Origin of the sequence: Pseudoalteromonas sp. P1-16-1b, from assembly GCF_001401785.1 — a bacterium.
GTDB classification, from domain to species: Bacteria; Pseudomonadota; Gammaproteobacteria; order Enterobacterales; family Alteromonadaceae; genus Pseudoalteromonas; species Pseudoalteromonas undina.
Genome location: NZ_LKGQ01000004.1, coordinates 1 through 17,796 on the forward strand (window position 1 = coordinate 1; position 17,796 = coordinate 17,796).

Here is a 17,796-nt window from a genome sequence, read left to right on the forward strand (position 1 = left end):
TAATAAATCTCAATTTAAGTGCCATATTTCATTATAAATCAATAAGTTCTCAACGCGCCGTGAATTCTCGATTTAAGTGGCACTGATCAAAAAAAATGCAAAAAATTCAAATTTTATAAAAAACCAATTGATAACTATTTTCGTTTAGATTAATATAAACCCACTAAATGAAATTGAGAGTTGTTTGTATTCATGTATGTTTGTCTTTGTCACGGTGTGACCGATAAAAAAATTGAGCAAACCATCGACGATGGTGCTACTACCATGCGCGAGCTAACTAAAGAGCTTAAAGTGGGCAGCCAATGCGGTAAGTGTTGTTGTTGTACTAAAAAGATCCTCAATCGTAAACTGATTCAAATTGCAGATATAACCGATCAAGTGGCTTAATAGTAATCTACATAAATAGGCCTACCTAAACGAATTGGTTTAACATTTAAAAATTAAACATAAAAAAAGCAGCCTTAGCTGCTTTTTTTGTATTTATAACTTTAACTTACAGTTGCGATTGTAAGTAGTTTTCAAGCCCAGTGTTTTTGATCAGCAGTTGCTGTGTTTCTAGCCAATCAATTTGCTCTTCTTGCTCATTTAAAATGTTATCGAGCGCTTCACGGCTAATGTAATCTTTTTTACTTTCAGCTAGTTTAATGGCAGCACGAAGCTCGTCTACTGTATCAAGTTCAAAGCTCATGTTAGCGGCAATCATTTCTTCGCTGTTTTCACCAATGCGTAAGCGTCCTAAATCTTGAAGGTTAGGCAGGCCTTCTAAAAATAAAATACGCTCAATTAAACGATCGGCGTTTTTCATTTTTTGTATCGATACTTTGTAATCAGCTTTGTCTAGTTTACTAAAACCAAAATCTTTAAACATACGTGCATGTAAAAAGTATTGGTTAATACCCACAAGCTCATTAGCAAGTACTTTATTTAGTGCTGCAATAACGTCTTTATCGCCTTTCATAATGTAAGTCCTTATTCGCCCATTTGAGCTTGGTGGTAGTTTTGAGTGCCAATTTTGTCAATCAGACCCAGTTGTTGCTCTAACCAGTAGACGTGATCTTCTTCGGTATCAAATAATAGCTTTTCTAGAATTTCACGAGATTGATAATCTTGCTGTTGTTCACAGATAGCAATAACTTCTTTAACACACTCAACCACTTCAAGTTCTAAGGTTAAGTCGTTTTGCATCATGCTTTTTACATCGTTACCAATTAACAGGTCACGACGTTTGGTCATGTTTGGTACGCCTTCTAAAAAAAGAATACGCTTAATTAGCCAATCAGCGTGGTCTTTTTCTTCTTCCATTTCATGGTTAAGACGCTCATAAAGTTTGTTTAAGCCCCAATCGTCGTACATACGAGAATGAATAAAATACTGGTCAATAGCAGCTAATTCGTTAGCTAACAATGTATTGAAGGCGTCGATTACTTTTTGATTACCTTTCATAGCGCTTATCCTAAAAATTCTAATTGTGGCTAGTCTAGTATATAGGCACAGAATTGCAAGTAATTTACTTATAAATCATATGGTTAATATTGAGTTTGATTCTCGTTTAAGTTTGCATTGCTGGTTGATAAATGGACAAGTTGCTATTTGTATTTTAGATCAGCAAGTTAGTTGAGGGTATAAGCGCGTTCATACCGTAAAAGTATGAACGCGTAAGTGATTAAAATTGATAAGTAACACCTACTGTGGCCGTGGTACCTAAACCTTTAATGTTGTATCCACCATAGGTGTAAGATTGCGCACGAGCAGGGAAGTAATCTTGGTTAAATAAGTTTTCTACCCCGATGAAACCTTGCCAACTATCTGCAAACTGATACTGACCACTTAAATTAAAAACCGTGTAGTTATCGACAGGTCCCTGATCGCCAACATACTTACCATTATCATTAGGCTCAAAGCGCTTTCTATCACCCACATACAAGTAACTTAATGTTAGTGACAGGGTATCCGTAGGCTGCCAGTTAAGGTTTGCTGTGGCTTTTGGTGGACTGATTTGCTTAGAGCCTAAATATATATCTGCTTCAGTATTTTTACCTTCTACATAACTATACGTTGCCAGTAATTTAAGAGATGGGCTTATGGTGTAGTCTACTAAGGCTTCATAACCCCAAATTTCTTGAGGTGCTCTAACCGGTTCATAAACACCCGTTACTTCATTAAATTTGTTTGTAGTGCCAAGCTCAGAGGTGCTTCGATATGCTGCGACTTCTAAACGAACAGCATCAAATTGAGAATTAAAACCAATTTCATAATTATCGATAATTGAAGCTTGTGTTTGAATAAGGCCTATATCATTTACTGTGGCAGAGCGAAGTAGGCGGCCAATATCTGATATATCAGATCCCTGTGAGTAGTTTAAAAAGGGGCTGAATTTTTCATCTAGATTGTATTTAATGCCCACGTTATAGGTCGTAGCATTGTAATCAACCGTGTCGCCTTTTACGCTAATTGGCACAGAGCATTGCGTGGCCGTTTTACATAATTTAAGCGTGCGATAATCATCTACGCTAAGGTCGATATTTTCTTTGCGTACACCGGCCTTTATTATTAAGTCATTAGCAATAACCCACTTAGTTTGTAAAAAGCCGGCGACACTTTTCATGTCCATTTCTGGCACCCAAACACGCCCATCAACCAGCGGTTGTGCAGTTACATCATTTAACGCATCAATTCCGTAAATAAATGACGCTTCAACTGAGTCAAAGTCTACCTGGGTATTAAAAGTTGCTCTGGCGCCTTTTTTTTCTGAACTTATAACTGATTGACCACCTTGATAATTCTCATCAGGATTGGCAAGGTTTGGAGAGAAGAAAAACACATTTTCTATATCTTGCGTATAGAGGTCTAACGTCATTTGTGTGTTTTCAAGCAGTGCGTAGTCGGTGTATTTTAAGGTTATATTTTCGTTGCCTTCTGGCCCTTGTGGTTTACCTTGCTTTTGTAATTCTGACGGCACATGAATGGCGTAGGTTTTTTCTCCTAGGCTCATATCACCAACATCATCGCCTAAGTCGGTTTTTTGTTGTGAACTAAAGTAGTTATAACTAAATTGGAGTTGCTTTTCATCATCAAAGTCATAGCCAAGTTTAGTGAAGTAATTTTGTGTAACGGCATCAGATAAACCATATTGTAAACCGAGAATATCGCCTTGCGAATCGCGTTGTACACCGTTTTCTTCATAGCTTGCAGTTACTAAGTAGCTAAATTTATCTGCACGACCATTCAATGCTGCAGATAACCTTGCGCCTGCGCTTTCTTCAAGTTTTACCGCACTAAAACGACTCGATAAGCTTATTTCACCTTGGGTTTGCCCATCGCTTTGTGCTTGCTTGGTAATATAGTTAATAATTCCGCCTGATGCGCCGTTACCATAAATTGACGTTGCTCCTTTTATGACTTCTATTCGACCTATTGCGCTTGGATCTAAGGTTTTTACCCCTAATGATCCGTTACGCAGTGGCGTTGACTGTGGCACGCCATCAATCATGATCAGTGGGGCACGCCCGCGTAAAGTTTGTCCTGAATTACTTGAGCTTCCAGTATCTGGAGCAAGGCCGGGAACCATTTGTGCTAAAAGGCTTTGTAATTCTGGATTAACTTTTAAATGCGCTTCTATTTGCTTTTGACTAATAATAGTTATGGAAGCAGGGACCTCATCAATACTTTCAAAAACACGACTACCCGAAACAATAACGTGCTCCATTTCTGTTTGATTTAAATTTCTTTGGATCGTTGATTCGTCTGCAATACTGGCGCCACTGACTATTAATGCTATTAAGCTCAGAGATGTTTTAAACATGCGGGTCCTTCGTTTGAATGGTTTTAGTTGTATTAATGATGGGCGCAATATTAAGAGTAATTTAAAGTAAACGCAAGGTTAATGATAATTGTTTTTATTTGCATGTATGCTATTGCAAGCTATAGGGGGTCAGATATAACGTTGCGTTAAAAATAGATGCTCGTAACGGCAGTTGATTATTGTTAGCAGGCCTTCTGCGTTTTGTTGCACAAGGCATAAAAATAAAGATGCGATCAGCTTTAATTACAAAGCACTTTGTATAATCAAACTAAGGTGAACAACACTCAATTACGCAGTGTTCAATTGCAAATTCATCATGTAAATAGTGTTTTATGGCATTAAGCTCAATAGGGGTATCTGTTTGCATCACAATTTCACAGTGAGTGGTAGTATCGTCCAGTTGCCACGCTTTTATGGATTTTATTTGCGTAATAGCAAACTGTTGCAGTAATTTCTTGCTTATAAGTTGCTGATCAAAATCAATGGGTGCTGCTTGCATTAAAATGCTGCAGCTGGCTTTAAGTAATAACACGCCGTGATAAATAACGTACAGTGATATTAAAATGGTCGCTATTAAATCAACTACATACCACTGGTATAAAATGATTAAAGTACCGGCAATAATAACGACTATTGATGCCATTGCATCAGACACATTATGAATAAACGCCGCCTTTATATTCATGTTATTTTTAGCGCCGGCTTTAAAGGTTAATAACGCAGTGACTAAATCAACGAGTAGCGCTACTGCGGCAACCCATACAATGATCCAGCCATTGATAGGTTGGGGGTTTAAATAACTATTTATGGCTTCAAAAATTAAATAACCCCCGATGACTATTAACGTAGTGCTATTAAAAAGGGTTGCTAGTATCTCTGCGCGTTTGTAGCCAAAATGATGGGTTGTATCAGCCTGTTTATTGCCAATTTTTCGGGCAACGAGGGCAATAAAAATAGAAGCCGCATCACTTAGGTTATGTAATGCATCGGCAATTAATGAAAGGCTGCCAGAAAATACGCCGCCAACAACTTGCACTACAGTCAGTAAAACATTTATAAATACGGCAAGAGTGAGCTGTTTATCACTTTGGTTATCATCAACGTGACTGTGTGAGTGACCATGACCCATTTTAGTTAAACTCCCTTATTGCTTTACTTTTTACTCATAATGACAACTTTTTACCATTTATAAAAGCGCTGTTTTAATTTGTTTTTTAGATATCGTAATGGCTAAATTTAAATAAGCCCGTGATAGTTACGTATTGAATATAAAAACGATATGCTAGGGTATAAATAAATGTATTAATGGCTTAAGTTATCATAATTATTTAGGCACTTTTTATTTTAAATTTAATAGGCATAAAAGTCGTTTTGAAGGGTTAATAACAATGAACACAGCAATAGAAATTCGCGATGCACAGCCAAGTGATGCAAAAACAATTCTGCATTTTATTAATGAGCTTGCCATTTATGAAAAAGAGCCAGATGCAGTTAAAACAGATGAACAAGCAATTTTAGATACACTGTTTTGCGACGGCGCAACAGCGCATAGTTTAATTTGTTTACAAGATGATGAACCGATTGGTTTTGCGGTGTATTTTTACAACTACTCTACTTGGTTAGGTAAAAATGGTCTCTATTTAGAAGATTTATATGTTAGCCCAGATAGCCGTGGAAACGGTGCCGGTAAAGCTATCATGAAAGAGCTGGCAAACAGAGCAATAAGCAAAGACTGTGGTCGCTTTGAGTGGGTAGTGCTTGATTGGAATAAACCCGCGATTGATTTTTACAATAGCATGGGCGCTGAGCCACAGAATGAATGGATTATATATCGTTTAACGGGCCAAGCATTGATTGATTTTGCAAATAAAGATTAGTACCGAATATGGCCAGTAATATACCTAGTTTTTGTTAAGCTAAGCGCTACATAACTTATAAGAGCAATTTATGGTTAATCAGCATTGGCAAAAAGCGCGTCAGAGCCGCGATGCGCGTTTTGATGGGCTTTTTTATGTAGCGGTAAAAACCACAGGTATTTATTGTCGGCCAATTTGCCCCGCGCCCACTGCGCATGAAAAAAATGTAACCTACTATCAGTTTGCGCACTCTGCTGCGCAAGCCGGGTTTAGGCCTTGTATTCGTTGCAGGCCCGATAGCGCACCAGGTAGTGCTGCTTGGCTGGGATCACAAACCACTGCATTGCGTGCTAAGCAGTTAATTGATCAATATCACGAGTGCGATTGTGAAGTTCTTGCTGCGCGTTTAGGAATAAGCAGCCGCTATTTAAGGCGGCTTTTTTCTCAATATTTTGGTCTTTCAGTAACTCAATATCGGTTATTTAACCAATGCCATTTTGCAAAAAAATTGATTCAAGAAACCAGCTTACCGCTTACCGAGATAGCGTTTGCTTCCGGCTTTAAAAGTGTGCGACGATTCAATGATGCTTTTTTAAAACAACTTAATATCGCGCCCTCAGCGCTCAGAACCGCCAAGCACTCAGCTGATCTTGGGCTCACCTTAATTTTGCCTTTTCGTCCGCCGTATAACTGGCAAGCATTGCATGGGTTTTTAGCAAAACGACTTATAGAGCCAATAGAGTGGTTAACGCCAACCAGTTATGGGCGTACTTTTACTTATAAATCGTGTAGAGGCCGCTTTAATGCTGAATTTATTGCAGATAAACATCATTTTCGGGTGCAAATTGATATAGATAATACGCAATATTTACAGCCAGTTATTAACAACATTCGCCGTGTACTTGATTTAGATGCAGATACTTATTTAATTGAGGCGCATTTAAGCGAACACATTAATAATGCATTTCCACTTACTAAAGGCTTAAGGTTACCGGGTATTTGGTCAACCTTTGAAGCGGGTATTCGCGCTGTGTTAGGTCAGCAGGTGAGTGTAACTGCGGCGCATAATTTAGTGACTCAATTAGTGCAACAGCTTTCAGAGCAACAAGAGGGAAAGGTGTACTTTCCAACACCTGAAGTAGTGGCAGGTAGTGATTTTGCTTTTTTTAAAATGCCGCAGGCACGTAAAAATGCACTGCATAATCTCGCTGAATTTTGTGCTATTCACCCCAAGGAGGATGATTTAGACCAATGGCTTACTTTAAAAGGAATTGGCCCTTGGACGGTTAATTACGCAAAACTGCGCGGTCAAAGCCAACCCGATATTTTACTTGATGGCGATTTAGGGGTTAAAAAAGCCCAAGCGGCAGCAAGCTCGTTTGAATCTGCGAACTGTGCACCATTTCGATCTTACTTAACTTTTCAACTTTGGCAGCAATTATGATAGTGCAAACCAGTTTACCCAGCCCGATTGACGATATTATTATTCAGGCAACTGAAAACGGTATTAGTTATGTGGGGTTTTATCCACCGACCAGTTATGTCAGTACGCCTTTAAATAAGGTGACTAATTCACATGTTTTATCTTGTGTGGCGCAGCTTAATGAGTATTTTGCTCATACGCGTACTGAGTTTGATTTAGAGCTTGATACTGGCGGCACGCCATTTCAGCAAAGCGTATGGCAGGCATTACAAAGCGTACCGTTTGCTAAAGTGGCAACCTATAAAGATATTGCCATACAATTAAATAATCCTAAAGCAGTGAGGGCGGTGGGGGCTGCAAATGGCAAAAACCCAATCAGTATTATTGTGCCGTGTCACCGCATCATTGGTGCAAATAAAAAGCTAACTGGTTATGCTGGTGGCCTAGAGCGTAAGCAATGGTTACTAGAGCACGAAGCAAAATAAATAAAATAGCGTTTCCAAATTTGTATTCTCTGCACTTTAGGGTAGCATAAGCGCACTTTTTATTTGAAGGCACGGCCATGGCGCAATTATACTTTTACTACTCTGCAATGAATGCAGGTAAATCAACCACTTTATTACAATCAGCGTTTAATTATAAAGAGCGCGGTATGGAGCCGGTGATCCTCACGGCTGCCATTGACGATAGAGCAGGAGTGGGCAAAGTATCCTCACGTATAGGCCTTCAAGCAGATGCACATATTTATGATGCGGATAAAGACGTATACGAGCTAATTAAATCGCTCAATAGTGATAAAAAACGCCATTGTGTACTCGTGGATGAATGTCAGTTTTTATCTAAAGATCAAGTTATGCAGTTAACCGATGTAGTCGATGAATTAGGTATTCCCGTATTGTGTTACGGCTTAAGAAACGACTTTAGAGGAGAGTTATTTAGCGGCTCGCAATATTTACTTGCTTGGGCTGATAAGTTAATAGAACTTAAAACGGTGTGTCATTGTGGGCGTAAAGCAAATCACGTATTACGTACCGATGAAAATGGCGAGGCTATTGCCGATGGCAACCAAGTAGAAATTGGCGGCAACGACCGTTATGAATCGGTGTGCCGCAAACATTATAAAGCCGCGTTAAATATGGGCCGTTAAGGCTTTAATAAAGGTATCTATATCCGCTTTGGTAATACCTAAATGGGTTACTAGCCTAAGTTGCTTACTTGGGCTAAACACAATGTCCTGTGCTTTTAAATCGGCTGCTAGTTTTGTGATGTTTATGTTGTTATCACACGTAGCGTAAACCATGTTTGTGGTATTACTCATGTTTACGTTAAAACCTGCCACGTTATTTAACTGCTTTGCTAAATAACGTGCATTAGCGTGGTCATCGACTAAACGTTGAGTGTTATTTTCTAAAGCATATTGCCCCGCAGCAGCTAATATACCCGCTTGGCGCATACCGCCGCCAAGCACTTTTCGCCAGCGTCTTGCTTTGGCTATCAATGCTGTTGAACCAAGCAATAATGAACCAACAGGTGCACCTAATCCTTTTGATAAGCAAATAGATACAGAGTCAAAATGTTGGGTTATTTCTTTAATATCAACGTTAAGCTCGGCAGCGGCATTAAAAGCGCGAGCGCCATCTAAATGCAGTGCTAAGTTATGTTGGTTAACAAATTCGCGTGCTTTGAGTAAATAATCAATACCGAGTACTTTACCACCTATGGTGTTTTCAAGGCTTAACAGGCGGGTTTTTGCAAAGTGGCTATCATCGGGTTTAATTGCTGCAGCAATTTTAGTAAAACATAGACTACCATCGGCTTCATTTTCAATAGGCTGTGGCTGAATAGAGCCTAAAACGGCAGCGCCACCGCCTTCAAACTTGTAGTTATGAGCATTTTGGCCACATATATACTCGTCGCCGCGTTCACAATGGGCCATTAATGCAAGTAGATTTGTTTGTGTGCCTGAGCTACAAAAAAGTGCATCTTGCACATTAAAACGTAATCGAGCATAAGCTTCTAATTGGTTTACACTTTCATCATCGCCATAAACGTCGTCGCCGACGGGGGCATGATACATAATATCCCGCATTTTGCTGCACGGTTTTGTTACTGTATCTGAGCGAAAATCTATCATGGGGTGTCCTTAAGTGGCTTTATACTAATTCTTCACAAATTTGTTCTCGGGTGGCTTTATCAAAATAGCTCCATGCAATAAAGCGACTGACTTTTTGTCCTTGTGCCATTTCAACAATTTTAAATTCACTAATAGGCTGTTGTTTTAGCTGTGCTTCTAAGGCTGCTAGAGTTTCTTTTTTAGAAACCAACGAGGTAAACCAAATTACTTGGTCACTGTGATCCCTGCTTTCTTTGATCATAGTAGAAATAAAGGCCAGCTCACCACCTTCACACCACAGCTCATTACTTTGCCCGCCAAAATTAAGTGCTTGCGAAGGCGCTTTGCCTAAGTTTTTCCATTTACGTTCACTGCCTTTATTGGCTTCTTCTGCACTGGCGTGAAATGGCGGGTTACACATCGTTAAATGATACAAATCTTTCGCATTAACCACCCCTTTAAAAATATGCTCGGGATTTTTTTGTTGTTTAAGCGTTATTTTTAGATTATTGAACTGAGCGAGCTGCTTGGCTATTTTTATTGCTGCAGAGTCTATGTCGCTGCCAGTAAAGTGCCATTGGTATTCGCTATTGCCCGTTAGCGGGTAAACTAAGTTAGCGCCAGTGCCTAAATCAAGCACTTTAATTTGTCGGCCAGTGGGGATAACCTGCTGATTATCTTCGCTGAGTAAGTCAGCTAAGTAATGAATATAATCTACTCTACCTGGAATAGGTGGGCATAAGTTGTGCTCAGGAATGTCCCAAAAGTTAATGTTGTAATGACTTTTTAATAGCGCCTGATTCAAGGTTTTTACAGCTAAGTTATTACTAAAATCAATACTTTGATTGCCTGCTGGAGTCGTAATTAAAAAAGCAGTTAACGAAGGGGTTTGCGAGGTAAGCAAATTAAAATCGTAACCATTTTTGTGTTGATTGCGCGGATGTAATTTAGAACGAGTTGATTTTGCTTTCATGAGGCTTTTTTAACAACAGGAATAAAATCCAATAGTAACAAATACAGACAGAAAAAGTGCATAATTTTCCCTTTGGCTTACCAGTTATTACTGGTAGGATGAGTTGTTAGCAATTATAAGGAATTCGCTTTGGCAGTTACTCAAGAGTCTGTTTTTATTAAATTAGGTGACCATCAAACACTGCATTTGCGTCGTATCGCCAACCAGCAGCCAAGTGGGCCTGTGGTGCTATTAATTCATGGCGCGGTAGAAAATGGCAAAATATTTTACACTCATAGCAATAAAGGGTTAGCGCCTTTTTTAGCTGAACAAGGGTATTGTTGCTACGTAGCTGATTTACGCGGGCGTGGTGAAAGTAAACCTGCTATTTGTAAGCAAGCACGGTATGGACAAACTGAGGCGATTGTTGAAGATATTCCGGCATTTATTGAGAAAATTGAACAGTTAGAGAGTAAAAAACCTGACTTTTTAGTTGCTCATTCTTGGGGTGGGGTGTTGCTTAATAGCGTGTTTGCTCGCTTTCCTGAGCTGATAAACGATGTAAAAGCGTGTGCCTATTTTGGTTCAAAGCGTTCGCTATTTAATAACCACCCTAAAAAGTTATTTCAGGCCAATTTGATTTGGTATTTTATGGCACCAATTTTAGCGAAAAAACACGGTTATTTACCGGCAAAACGCTTAAAGTGGGGCAGTGATGATGAAACTCAAAAGTCGCACTATCAAAGTATGCAGTGGGCGAAGCAAAATCCGTGGGTAGACAGTGATGACGGGTTTGATTACGCTAAAACATTAGCAACTCTCACGCTTCCTCCAACGTTACATATTGCGGCAGTAAAAGATAAAGCATTGGCACAGCCTATCGATATTCAAAAGTTTATTGATGAGTCAGGTACTGGGGTGCAAAAAATGCAAATATATGGCCGCCGCTTTGGGCACAAAGTAGATTACGACCATATTAATATGCTTACTCACCCTCAGGCACGCCAAGAACAGTTTATGGATGTGCTTAATTGGTTTGAGGCAACGAGAGCAAACTAAGTAAAGGGGCTTCATAACGCTGCCACTTATCAAGGCTTTTGTTATTTACAGGTTGCCTGATGGCATGTTTACTGAGCGTTGTAACGGCGCTTTTGTTTTTGTAAAAGTCCAAACAAGTATGTTCAAATTCGCAGCCAGTAAAACTTAATAGTGCGGTTAATTGATCTTTAGGATTTTCAATTAACTGCTCGTAACTTAAATTATAAATAGCTAAGCGGTTAAATTGCTGCCAATGGCTCATCAGTTTTTCATAAAGCTGATGATACAAAGCAAATTCATTTAAATCACAAAAATAGGGTTCGTTTTCAGCAAAGTAATTAGTAAACACTGAAAATGCGGTTGCATGAAAGTTGCGGGTCAGGTTTATAAACTTAGCGTCTGGGAATAAAATATAAATTAACCCTAAGTTTTGGTAGTTGCTAGGCAGTTTATTGATCACAAATGCGCAATTGCCCTCAAAAGAGCTTAACGTATCTAAATAAATAGCTCTGGCTTGGTTAATTAAAGGCGTTGTTAGCTTAGTTAAGCATTGAGGGTAGCGTAACCCTGTTTTATGTTCTAAAAAGGCGACTACCTTATTACTAATACTGGAGTCTTCTCCAAGCGTTGCCCATTGACTGTGCCCTGCTAACATTTGTTCGAGTAGAGTTGAGCCGCTTCGTGGCATGCCAATAATAAACACGGGCGTAACAGGGTACTGCTTATTTAGGTTTGCTAAATTGAGCACACTTTCATTGTTATATTCAATAAGTTGATCATAAAAGCCAATTAAATCTTCAGTATTAAATTCACTGAGTTTGTGTTGTTGCTGATTGGCAATCACAAAATAGTTAAACGCTTGATCAGTATCATCTAACTTGTCGTAACTTTTAGCTAAAGCATAGTAGCAGACCATTTTTAAGCGTAGGTTATTTGTTTGCGTTAAAAAATGGTGTAACTGATCAATGTAATTATTTGCTTTATTAAAGCGCCCTAATTGTACCAATTCAAATAAAACATAAGCCGTAACCGGTGCTATCCCAAGCTTTAATGCCTCCTCAAATGTGGCCTGCGCTTTATCAAGCTCGCCAAAATTTAAATAATGCTGAGCTAAATAATAATGGGTGTCTGGGTTGTCTGCGGCAATGCTTGTTGCGTATTCGAGTACTTTTTGCGCATCTTCAGGGGAGTTGACCGCATTAAATGCATCACTTAATGCATACAAAGGTTCTAATACATAAGGGAGGTGCTGACACGCTCGTTGTAGTATATACACAGCAGCATCAAATTGTTCCAAACGCAGTGCTACTTTACCAAGGCCAAACAGGGCGTCACCATTGTCAGGCTCTGCTTGTAATAGCGTTTTGTAATGAAACTCAGCTTCTCTAAGCTTGTTTTGTGACAATAACTCATTCGCTTTTTTTAGTAGCATAATACAACTAATATTCTTTTTATTTACTATAACCCCAAAGCCACAAAAAATGCGAGTGTAAAAGTCATTTTAAATGGGTTTATAGAGGGTAATAAAAAGGCGAAATGCTTTACACATTTCGCCTTTGATTATCATTAACACATTTTAGAAAGTATAGGTTGCTTTAGCGTAGTAAAAGCCACCATTAATTCCGTATGGAGATGTTTCGTAGTACTTACCACCCCAGTTGTTATTTGGTGCTACGGCGAAATCAAGTTTCTCTGCTTCTTGATCCAGTAGGTTTTGTGCACCGACTGAGAAACTAATTGAGTCATTCATGAAGTAAGTTACTTCAACATCTAATGTGACTGCTGCATCAGCCATTTTAGCCGTTTCATCATAATCTACGTGAACGCCTTGGTACTCACCAAAGTAGTTAAGGCGAGAAAATGCTGAAAAGCTTTCCCATTGTTGTGCCCAGCTCAGTGTTGCACGGTGATTAGGTAAGTCATTTTCAAGACGACTTACTTTAAATGCACCGGTAATATCACTTGAGCGTGTTACTTCTGTCTCATTCCAGTTGTAAGCTAAGCTAAATGTAGAGCTACCACTGAACAACTCAGCCGAGTAGTTAGCAACTAAGTCAACACCTTGAGTAGTGGTATCAAAGTCATTGGTAAAGAAACTAACTTGCGCTAAGTTTTGTACGTTAGGTACACCAGCAGCTTCGAGTGTGTCTTTATCTGCTTGGCTAAGTTCTATTTTATCTGACTGACTAATACGATCATCTACTTGGATGTTGTAGTAATCAACTGTTAAGAATAAATCGCCAATGGTGTATACCGCACCAAAGGTGTAGCTTTGCGATTCTTCAGGTTCAAGTTCAGTACCACCTAGTTGAATAGCAATTGGGTTTGTAGGTGGTAACAATGCTGAATCTACCAGTACACCACTGCTTAAGTTAGTTTGTACGTTACTAACATTTGCTTGGCCTACGGTAGGCGCACGGAAACCGGTGCTAATTGAGCCTCGAACGTTTAGATCTTCAGTAAGGTGGTATTGACCCATTAACTTATAGTTAGTGGTTGAACCAAAGGTATCGTAATCTTCGTAGCGAAGCGCTAAGCCCATTAAGAACTCTTCAGTAAATGGCGCTTCAATATCAATGTAAGCTGCATAGTTGCGACGGTCGTATTCGCCTGCATCTGATGGTTTAAATCCAGGGAAACCGTTAGAACCAATACCAAAACCTTGATCAGTTAATGGGCCGGCAATAAATGAAGCTTCATCGCCTGCTACTACGGTAAAGGTTTCTTCATGCCACTCTAAACCACCGGCAATGTTTACATCGTAAGCTAAGTCAAAGTCAAAACCCTTTGAAATATCAAAATTAAAGTTTTTCTCTAATTGTTCATATTTACCTGGGCTAAAATCACGCGGGCTATCTGGACCCAATGATGCATTGATTGTGTCGTATATAAAGTAGCGAGATTCGTTGTAACCTACAGTACCGCTTAAATCATAGTAAGCGCCTTCTAAAAAGCCACCAGTAAACTCACCTTTAGTACCAATAGTGAGTGACGTATCGGTGATATTACCACCAAAGTTTGGTGTAAAACCGCCCGGAAGCATTTCGTTAAATGCGAAACAATCAGGGTTGTTTGCTACACCATTAATGTAGTCAGGGTTATCAAGAACGTTGTCATCAATCATAATGGTTGGACAGTTACCGCTCATATCACCGGTTAAGTCACCAACAAGAAGTGTTTCGCCACCATCGTTTGAGTATGCACCAGGGCGAGTATGCGGGTTACGGTAATAAAAACCACCGCGTACATCACGCTCTGAGTAGTTACCAAACATATAAAATTGAGAGTCGTTAGTTAGCTCTAAACCAACATTACCAAAGATAGAGATGTCGTCATCTACCTCAGGTGCACCCCATACTTGGGTGATTGGGGCAATGTCTGGAACGCCTGCAGCATCAAGTGCTGTGGCATCGGCTCTTTGTACAGAACGGCTGGTCGCATCGGCTGTTTTGTACTGAAAACTTAAATTTGCAAAACCGCTATCGGTAAATGGTAAGCCCACATTACCTGAAATTTGGGTTGTATCACCATCTCCTTCGTAATATTGGCCTTTACGAACTTCGAATGACCCGCCTTCTGAGGCATCTTTAAGTTGGAAGTTTAAAACCCCAGCAATCGCATCAGAACCATATTGTGCAGCAGCACCATCGCGAAGTACTTCTACTTGTTTCAGTGCAATACTTGGAATTACTGAAATGTCGGCACCTTGAGCACCATCATTAATACCACCACCTAAAAAGGCAATAACAGAGGCACGATGACGACGTTTACCGTTAAGTAAAATTAGTGTGCTATCAGAAGGCAGTCCGCGCAAGTTTGCAGGGCGTACTAATGAAGCGGCATCACTGATTGGCATTGAGTGAACGTTTAAAGAAGGAATAGCCCCTTTTAACAGCTCTAGCATATCTGTGTTGCCTGACTTGCTAAGCTCTTCGCCACCGATAATGTCGATAGGAACAGGTGAGTCACCAATAGAGCGAGGCGCAGAGCGGGTACCAACTACGGCAATTTTTTCTACGTTTTTGTTTACTTTAACTTCGGTTTGCTCTTCTTGAGCAATTGCTGAACCAGAAACAAACAAGCCTGCGGCTGTTGTTGCTAGAGCAAATTTGATCGCCTGTTGAAGCGCATTGCTTTTTAATTTCATTCTAAATATCCCCAGTTAGAATTGATTTGTATAGTCTATTTACTGACTTATTTTTGTGGACATTTCACATTCAATGGGGAGCAAATATAGCTAACTCACTCCTAAAAGCTTAATTAATTAAGCGCACCTCCTGTGAGTCCTCGAAATAGACTATAGATAAAAAAACTAAAGAGGGCAATGGCTAATTAACTACTATTTAACAAGTGGAAACAAATGGTTTATCTAAAAATAACGCAGAGTTAATCACAACTAGGGCGAGAAAAGGGGGTAAAAACAGACATTGATACATAATTACTAACTAAATAAGCTATTTTAGTTATTTTCTATTATTGAATTAAATTGACTTACTGTTGATATTTTCACCATGGTGTTTTTTCCACGCAGCCAGCTTTTCTTTATATTCATCCCACACGCAAGGGCAGCAACTGCCGCCGCCACAGCACTCATCAGATTTTGGTCTTTCGGGTTTAGTACTAGGGATGTTTTTTTGCATTTTTTTATTACAAAAGTGGAAAAAAGGACGCTTAGAATAAATGATTGAATAAAGCGTGTAAATTATTCTTTGTGAACTTAGAACGCTGTGTGAGAATACAGGCTATGCGATTATATAAAGTCATTCATCGTGCACCCTGGCGGGTTGCTAAAATAAGTAAAAAGCGACAACAACTACGCTTTCGTCGTGCTATGGTCGCGCTTAAAATAGCCCTTGCTCAGGAAAAGCAAGAAACCAAAGAAATGCTAATAACTTATAGGCGTTATACCCAAGGGCAAACAAACAAAGCAGAACTAAAACGCGCCAACGAGCAGTTTGTAGATATATTAAAAGGATTAGGACTAGGCGTTTTTGCGTTATTACCGTTTGCACCATTAACTATTCCACTGGTTGTTAAACTAGGGCAGTTAGTGGGTGTTGATGTATTGCCAAGTTCTTTTAGTATGAATAAGCCTATTAAAGAAATTGATCAACAGATTGCTCAACAAAGCCAACAGCAAGACTCAACTCCCTCAAAGAAGAAGTAAGCTAGCAGAACATAATTAGCTATACCTTTTAATAGTGCTTATTGTTATGCTAGGACATCATTTTCTATTATGTGAGTCATTAATGAGCGCTTTACTTCGTCATACCTCTTCAGGAATTCCTCTATCTTTTATTGTTAAAAATGAATTAACAGACTGGCTTACTCAGCAACCAAGCTTTGTGCAGCAGTGGCTTGCAAATACCGATTTTGAAAAGTCAGGACTTGCGTTAATACCAAACGCAGAAACCGGTGAATTAAGCCAAGTATTTTGTATTATGCAACGAGTCGATGATTTTTGGGCTGCTGGCGAGCTTGCAAGTAAATTACCTAAAGGCTGCTATCAAATTCAGGGTGATGAGTCTTTAGTTTCTCAACTTGCTTTAGGCTTTGTGTTAGGTGGTTATGAGTTCAGTGAGTATAAACAAAAAGCCACAGCAAAAGCTCAGCTTGGCATTGCCGATAAAACATTATATGAACAAGTAAAACAACAAGCAGATGCAATTAATCTAGCTCGCGACTTAGTTAATACCCCAGCTGCCGATATGATGCCGCAGCACTTATCACAGGTAATGAGCGATTTAGCTGATACATTCGACGGCGAGTTTACCCAATGGGTAGGCGATGAGTTATTAGAACAAAATTATCCAACTATTCATATGGTAGGCCGTGCAAGTGAAAACAAACCGCGTTTACTCGATTTGAAGTGGGGGGCGGTTGATGCGCCACAAATTACATTAGTCGGTAAAGGTGTATGTTTTGACTCAGGTGGGCTAGATTTAAAACCAAGTTCAGGCATGCGTAACATGAAAAAAGACATGGGTGGGGCTGCGCATGTTATTGCCTTGGCTCAATTAATTATGGCTGCTAACTTACCAATACGTCTTCGTGTTTTAGTACCTGCGGTTGAAAATGCTGTTTCGCGTAATGCATTTCGCCCTGGCGATGTAATAAAAACCCGTAAAGGTATTATGGTCGAAATAGATAATACTGATGCAGAAGGGCGACTAGTTCTGTGTGATGCTTTGAGCGAAGCACAAAACGATGAGCCTGAATTAATTATTGATTTTGCTACCTTAACTGGTGCGTGCCGTGTTGCTTTAGGGACAGAGCTGCCAGGCTTCTTCTCAACGGAACGTGATGTCGCTAATGCGATTATGGATTCGGGGATGCAAGTTAACGACCCTGTTTGGCAATTACCGTTATTCGAGCAATACACCCCATTTTTGAAAAGCGATGTGGCTGATATGACTAACTGTTCAAGTACGCCATTTGGTGGCGCAATAACCGCTGCGCTTTATTTGAAAGAATTTGTAGAGCCAAACACACCATGGGTTCATTTTGATGTAATGGCATGGAACTTACGAGCATTACCAGGGCGCCCTGCAGGTGGTGAAGCTCTGGGCATTCGTGCAGTATTTACTTACCTACAAAATCGATTTAACTAAC

At 39.6% G+C, this 17,796-nt stretch carries 17 protein-coding genes; 8 read left to right on the forward strand and 9 right to left on the reverse strand.

From position 1 onward, the window contains the following. Positions 1-192: 192 nt before the first annotated feature. Positions 193-387: a (2Fe-2S)-binding protein gene (locus AN392_RS04100; protein ID WP_010389142.1), complete on the forward strand. Its 195-nt coding sequence runs from the start codon at positions 193-195 to the stop codon at positions 385-387. Positions 388-493: 106 nt separating this feature from the next. Here the strand turns inward: AN392_RS04100 and bfr (AN392_RS04105) are convergent, their stop codons facing one another. The 4 genes from bfr (AN392_RS04105) to AN392_RS04120 form a co-directional block, all read right to left on the reverse strand. Then, positions 494-958 (reverse strand): bacterioferritin, encoded by a 465-nt coding sequence (bfr, locus tag AN392_RS04105; protein ID WP_008112262.1) that lies wholly within the window; start codon positions 956-958, stop codon positions 494-496. An 11-nt stretch (positions 959-969) separates the two neighbouring features. Continuing rightward, positions 970-1,443 (reverse strand): bacterioferritin, encoded by a 474-nt coding sequence (bfr, locus tag AN392_RS04110; protein WP_008466858.1) that lies wholly within the window; start codon positions 1,441-1,443, stop codon positions 970-972. A 220-nt stretch (positions 1,444-1,663) separates the two neighbouring features. Further along, positions 1,664-3,802 (reverse strand): TonB-dependent receptor, encoded by a 2,139-nt coding sequence (locus AN392_RS04115; protein WP_055011922.1) that lies wholly within the window; start codon positions 3,800-3,802, stop codon positions 1,664-1,666. Between the two features lie 268 nt (positions 3,803-4,070). Further along, a complete protein-coding gene (locus tag AN392_RS04120) occupies positions 4,071-4,931 on the reverse strand; it encodes a cation diffusion facilitator family transporter (protein WP_055011923.1) in 861 nt (286 codons plus the stop codon). Positions 4,932-5,190: 259 nt separating this feature from the next. Here AN392_RS04120 and AN392_RS04125 point away from each other — a divergent pair, with 259 nt between their 5' ends. From AN392_RS04125 to AN392_RS04140, 4 genes are all read left to right on the forward strand, one after another. Continuing rightward, positions 5,191-5,679 (forward strand): GNAT family N-acetyltransferase, encoded by a 489-nt coding sequence (locus AN392_RS04125; protein ID WP_010389137.1) that lies wholly within the window; start codon positions 5,191-5,193, stop codon positions 5,677-5,679. 70 nt (positions 5,680-5,749) lie between these two features. Then, positions 5,750-7,102 carry a DNA-3-methyladenine glycosylase 2 family protein gene (locus AN392_RS04130; protein WP_055011924.1) on the forward strand — a complete coding sequence of 451 codons (1,353 nt, stop codon included), beginning with the start codon at positions 5,750-5,752 and terminating at the stop codon, positions 7,100-7,102. Next, positions 7,099-7,566 (forward strand): methylated-DNA--[protein]-cysteine S-methyltransferase, encoded by a 468-nt coding sequence (locus tag AN392_RS04135; protein ID WP_055011925.1) that lies wholly within the window; start codon positions 7,099-7,101, stop codon positions 7,564-7,566. Before AN392_RS04130 ends, AN392_RS04135 begins: the two co-directional genes overlap by 4 nt. A gap of 77 nt (positions 7,567-7,643) precedes the next feature. Continuing rightward, entirely contained in the window at positions 7,644-8,228 is a 585-nt protein-coding gene (locus AN392_RS04140; protein WP_008112278.1) for a thymidine kinase, read from the forward strand. On the opposite strand, the gene ltaE is transcribed toward AN392_RS04140, so the two are convergent. Further along, a complete protein-coding gene (ltaE, locus tag AN392_RS04145) occupies positions 8,211-9,215 on the reverse strand; it encodes a low-specificity L-threonine aldolase (protein ID WP_055011926.1) in 1,005 nt (334 codons plus the stop codon). The two genes, AN392_RS04140 and ltaE, sit on opposite strands and share 18 nt — an antisense overlap. Before the next feature lie 19 nt (positions 9,216-9,234). Beyond that, positions 9,235-10,167 (reverse strand): 23S rRNA (adenine(1618)-N(6))-methyltransferase RlmF, encoded by a 933-nt coding sequence (gene rlmF / locus AN392_RS04150; RefSeq protein WP_055011927.1) that lies wholly within the window; start codon positions 10,165-10,167, stop codon positions 9,235-9,237. A gap of 129 nt (positions 10,168-10,296) precedes the next feature. Here rlmF and AN392_RS04155 point away from each other — a divergent pair, with 129 nt between their 5' ends. Then, positions 10,297-11,205: an alpha/beta fold hydrolase gene (locus AN392_RS04155; RefSeq protein ID WP_010389130.1), complete on the forward strand. Its 909-nt coding sequence runs from the start codon at positions 10,297-10,299 to the stop codon at positions 11,203-11,205. Here the strand turns inward: AN392_RS04155 and AN392_RS04160 are convergent. The 3 genes from AN392_RS04160 to AN392_RS18400 form a co-directional block, all read right to left on the reverse strand. Continuing rightward, positions 11,174-12,616 carry a sulfotransferase gene (locus AN392_RS04160; RefSeq protein WP_055011928.1) on the reverse strand — a complete coding sequence of 481 codons (1,443 nt, stop codon included), beginning with the start codon at positions 12,614-12,616 and terminating at the stop codon, positions 11,174-11,176. The genes AN392_RS04155 and AN392_RS04160 overlap by 32 nt on opposite strands. A gap of 144 nt (positions 12,617-12,760) precedes the next feature. After that, complete coding sequence (locus tag AN392_RS04165; protein ID WP_055011929.1) at positions 12,761-15,331, reverse strand: TonB-dependent siderophore receptor; 2,571 nt, start codon at positions 15,329-15,331, stop codon at positions 12,761-12,763. A gap of 334 nt (positions 15,332-15,665) precedes the next feature. After that, positions 15,666-15,824 carry an oxidoreductase-like domain-containing protein gene (locus tag AN392_RS18400; protein ID WP_010389126.1) on the reverse strand — a complete coding sequence of 53 codons (159 nt, stop codon included), beginning with the start codon at positions 15,822-15,824 and terminating at the stop codon, positions 15,666-15,668. Between the two features lie 104 nt (positions 15,825-15,928). On the opposite strand from AN392_RS18400, the gene AN392_RS04170 reads away from it, so the two are divergent. Then, complete coding sequence (locus tag AN392_RS04170; RefSeq protein ID WP_010389125.1) at positions 15,929-16,351, forward strand: hypothetical protein; 423 nt, start codon at positions 15,929-15,931, stop codon at positions 16,349-16,351. Between the two features lie 82 nt (positions 16,352-16,433). Further along, complete coding sequence (locus AN392_RS04175; protein ID WP_054201279.1) at positions 16,434-17,795, forward strand: M17 family metallopeptidase; 1,362 nt, start codon at positions 16,434-16,436, stop codon at positions 17,793-17,795. Position 17,796 lies beyond the last annotated feature (1 nt).

Excerpts from the sequence above, each read along its gene's own strand:
- AN392_RS04100 (WP_010389142.1), top strand. The coding sequence starts at position 193 with ATGTATGTTTGTCTTTGTCACGGTGTGACCGATAAAAAAATTGAGCAA.
- AN392_RS04115 (WP_055011922.1), bottom strand. The coding sequence starts at position 3,802 with ATGTTTAAAACATCTCTGAGCTTAATAGCATTAATAGTCAGTGGCGCC.
- AN392_RS04120 (WP_055011923.1), bottom strand. The coding sequence starts at position 4,931 with ATGGGTCATGGTCACTCACACAGTCACGTTGATGATAACCAAAGTGAT.
- ltaE (WP_055011926.1), bottom strand. The coding sequence starts at position 9,215 with ATGATAGATTTTCGCTCAGATACAGTAACAAAACCGTGCAGCAAAATG.
- AN392_RS18400 (WP_010389126.1), bottom strand. The coding sequence starts at position 15,824 with ATGCAAAAAAACATCCCTAGTACTAAACCCGAAAGACCAAAATCTGAT.
- bfr (WP_008112262.1), bottom strand. The coding sequence starts at position 958 with ATGAAAGGCGATAAAGACGTTATTGCAGCACTAAATAAAGTACTTGCT.
- AN392_RS04130 (WP_055011924.1), top strand. The coding sequence starts at position 5,750 with ATGGTTAATCAGCATTGGCAAAAAGCGCGTCAGAGCCGCGATGCGCGT.
- AN392_RS04175 (WP_054201279.1), top strand. The coding sequence starts at position 16,434 with ATGAGCGCTTTACTTCGTCATACCTCTTCAGGAATTCCTCTATCTTTT.
- AN392_RS04160 (WP_055011928.1), bottom strand. The coding sequence starts at position 12,616 with ATGCTACTAAAAAAAGCGAATGAGTTATTGTCACAAAACAAGCTTAGA.
- bfr (WP_008466858.1), bottom strand. The coding sequence starts at position 1,443 with ATGAAAGGTAATCAAAAAGTAATCGACGCCTTCAATACATTGTTAGCT.
- AN392_RS04165 (WP_055011929.1), bottom strand. The coding sequence starts at position 15,331 with ATGAAATTAAAAAGCAATGCGCTTCAACAGGCGATCAAATTTGCTCTA.
- AN392_RS04170 (WP_010389125.1), top strand. The coding sequence starts at position 15,929 with ATGCGATTATATAAAGTCATTCATCGTGCACCCTGGCGGGTTGCTAAA.
- AN392_RS04135 (WP_055011925.1), top strand. The coding sequence starts at position 7,099 with ATGATAGTGCAAACCAGTTTACCCAGCCCGATTGACGATATTATTATT.
- AN392_RS04125 (WP_010389137.1), top strand. The coding sequence starts at position 5,191 with ATGAACACAGCAATAGAAATTCGCGATGCACAGCCAAGTGATGCAAAA.
- rlmF (WP_055011927.1), bottom strand. The coding sequence starts at position 10,167 with ATGAAAGCAAAATCAACTCGTTCTAAATTACATCCGCGCAATCAACAC.
- AN392_RS04140 (WP_008112278.1), top strand. The coding sequence starts at position 7,644 with ATGGCGCAATTATACTTTTACTACTCTGCAATGAATGCAGGTAAATCA.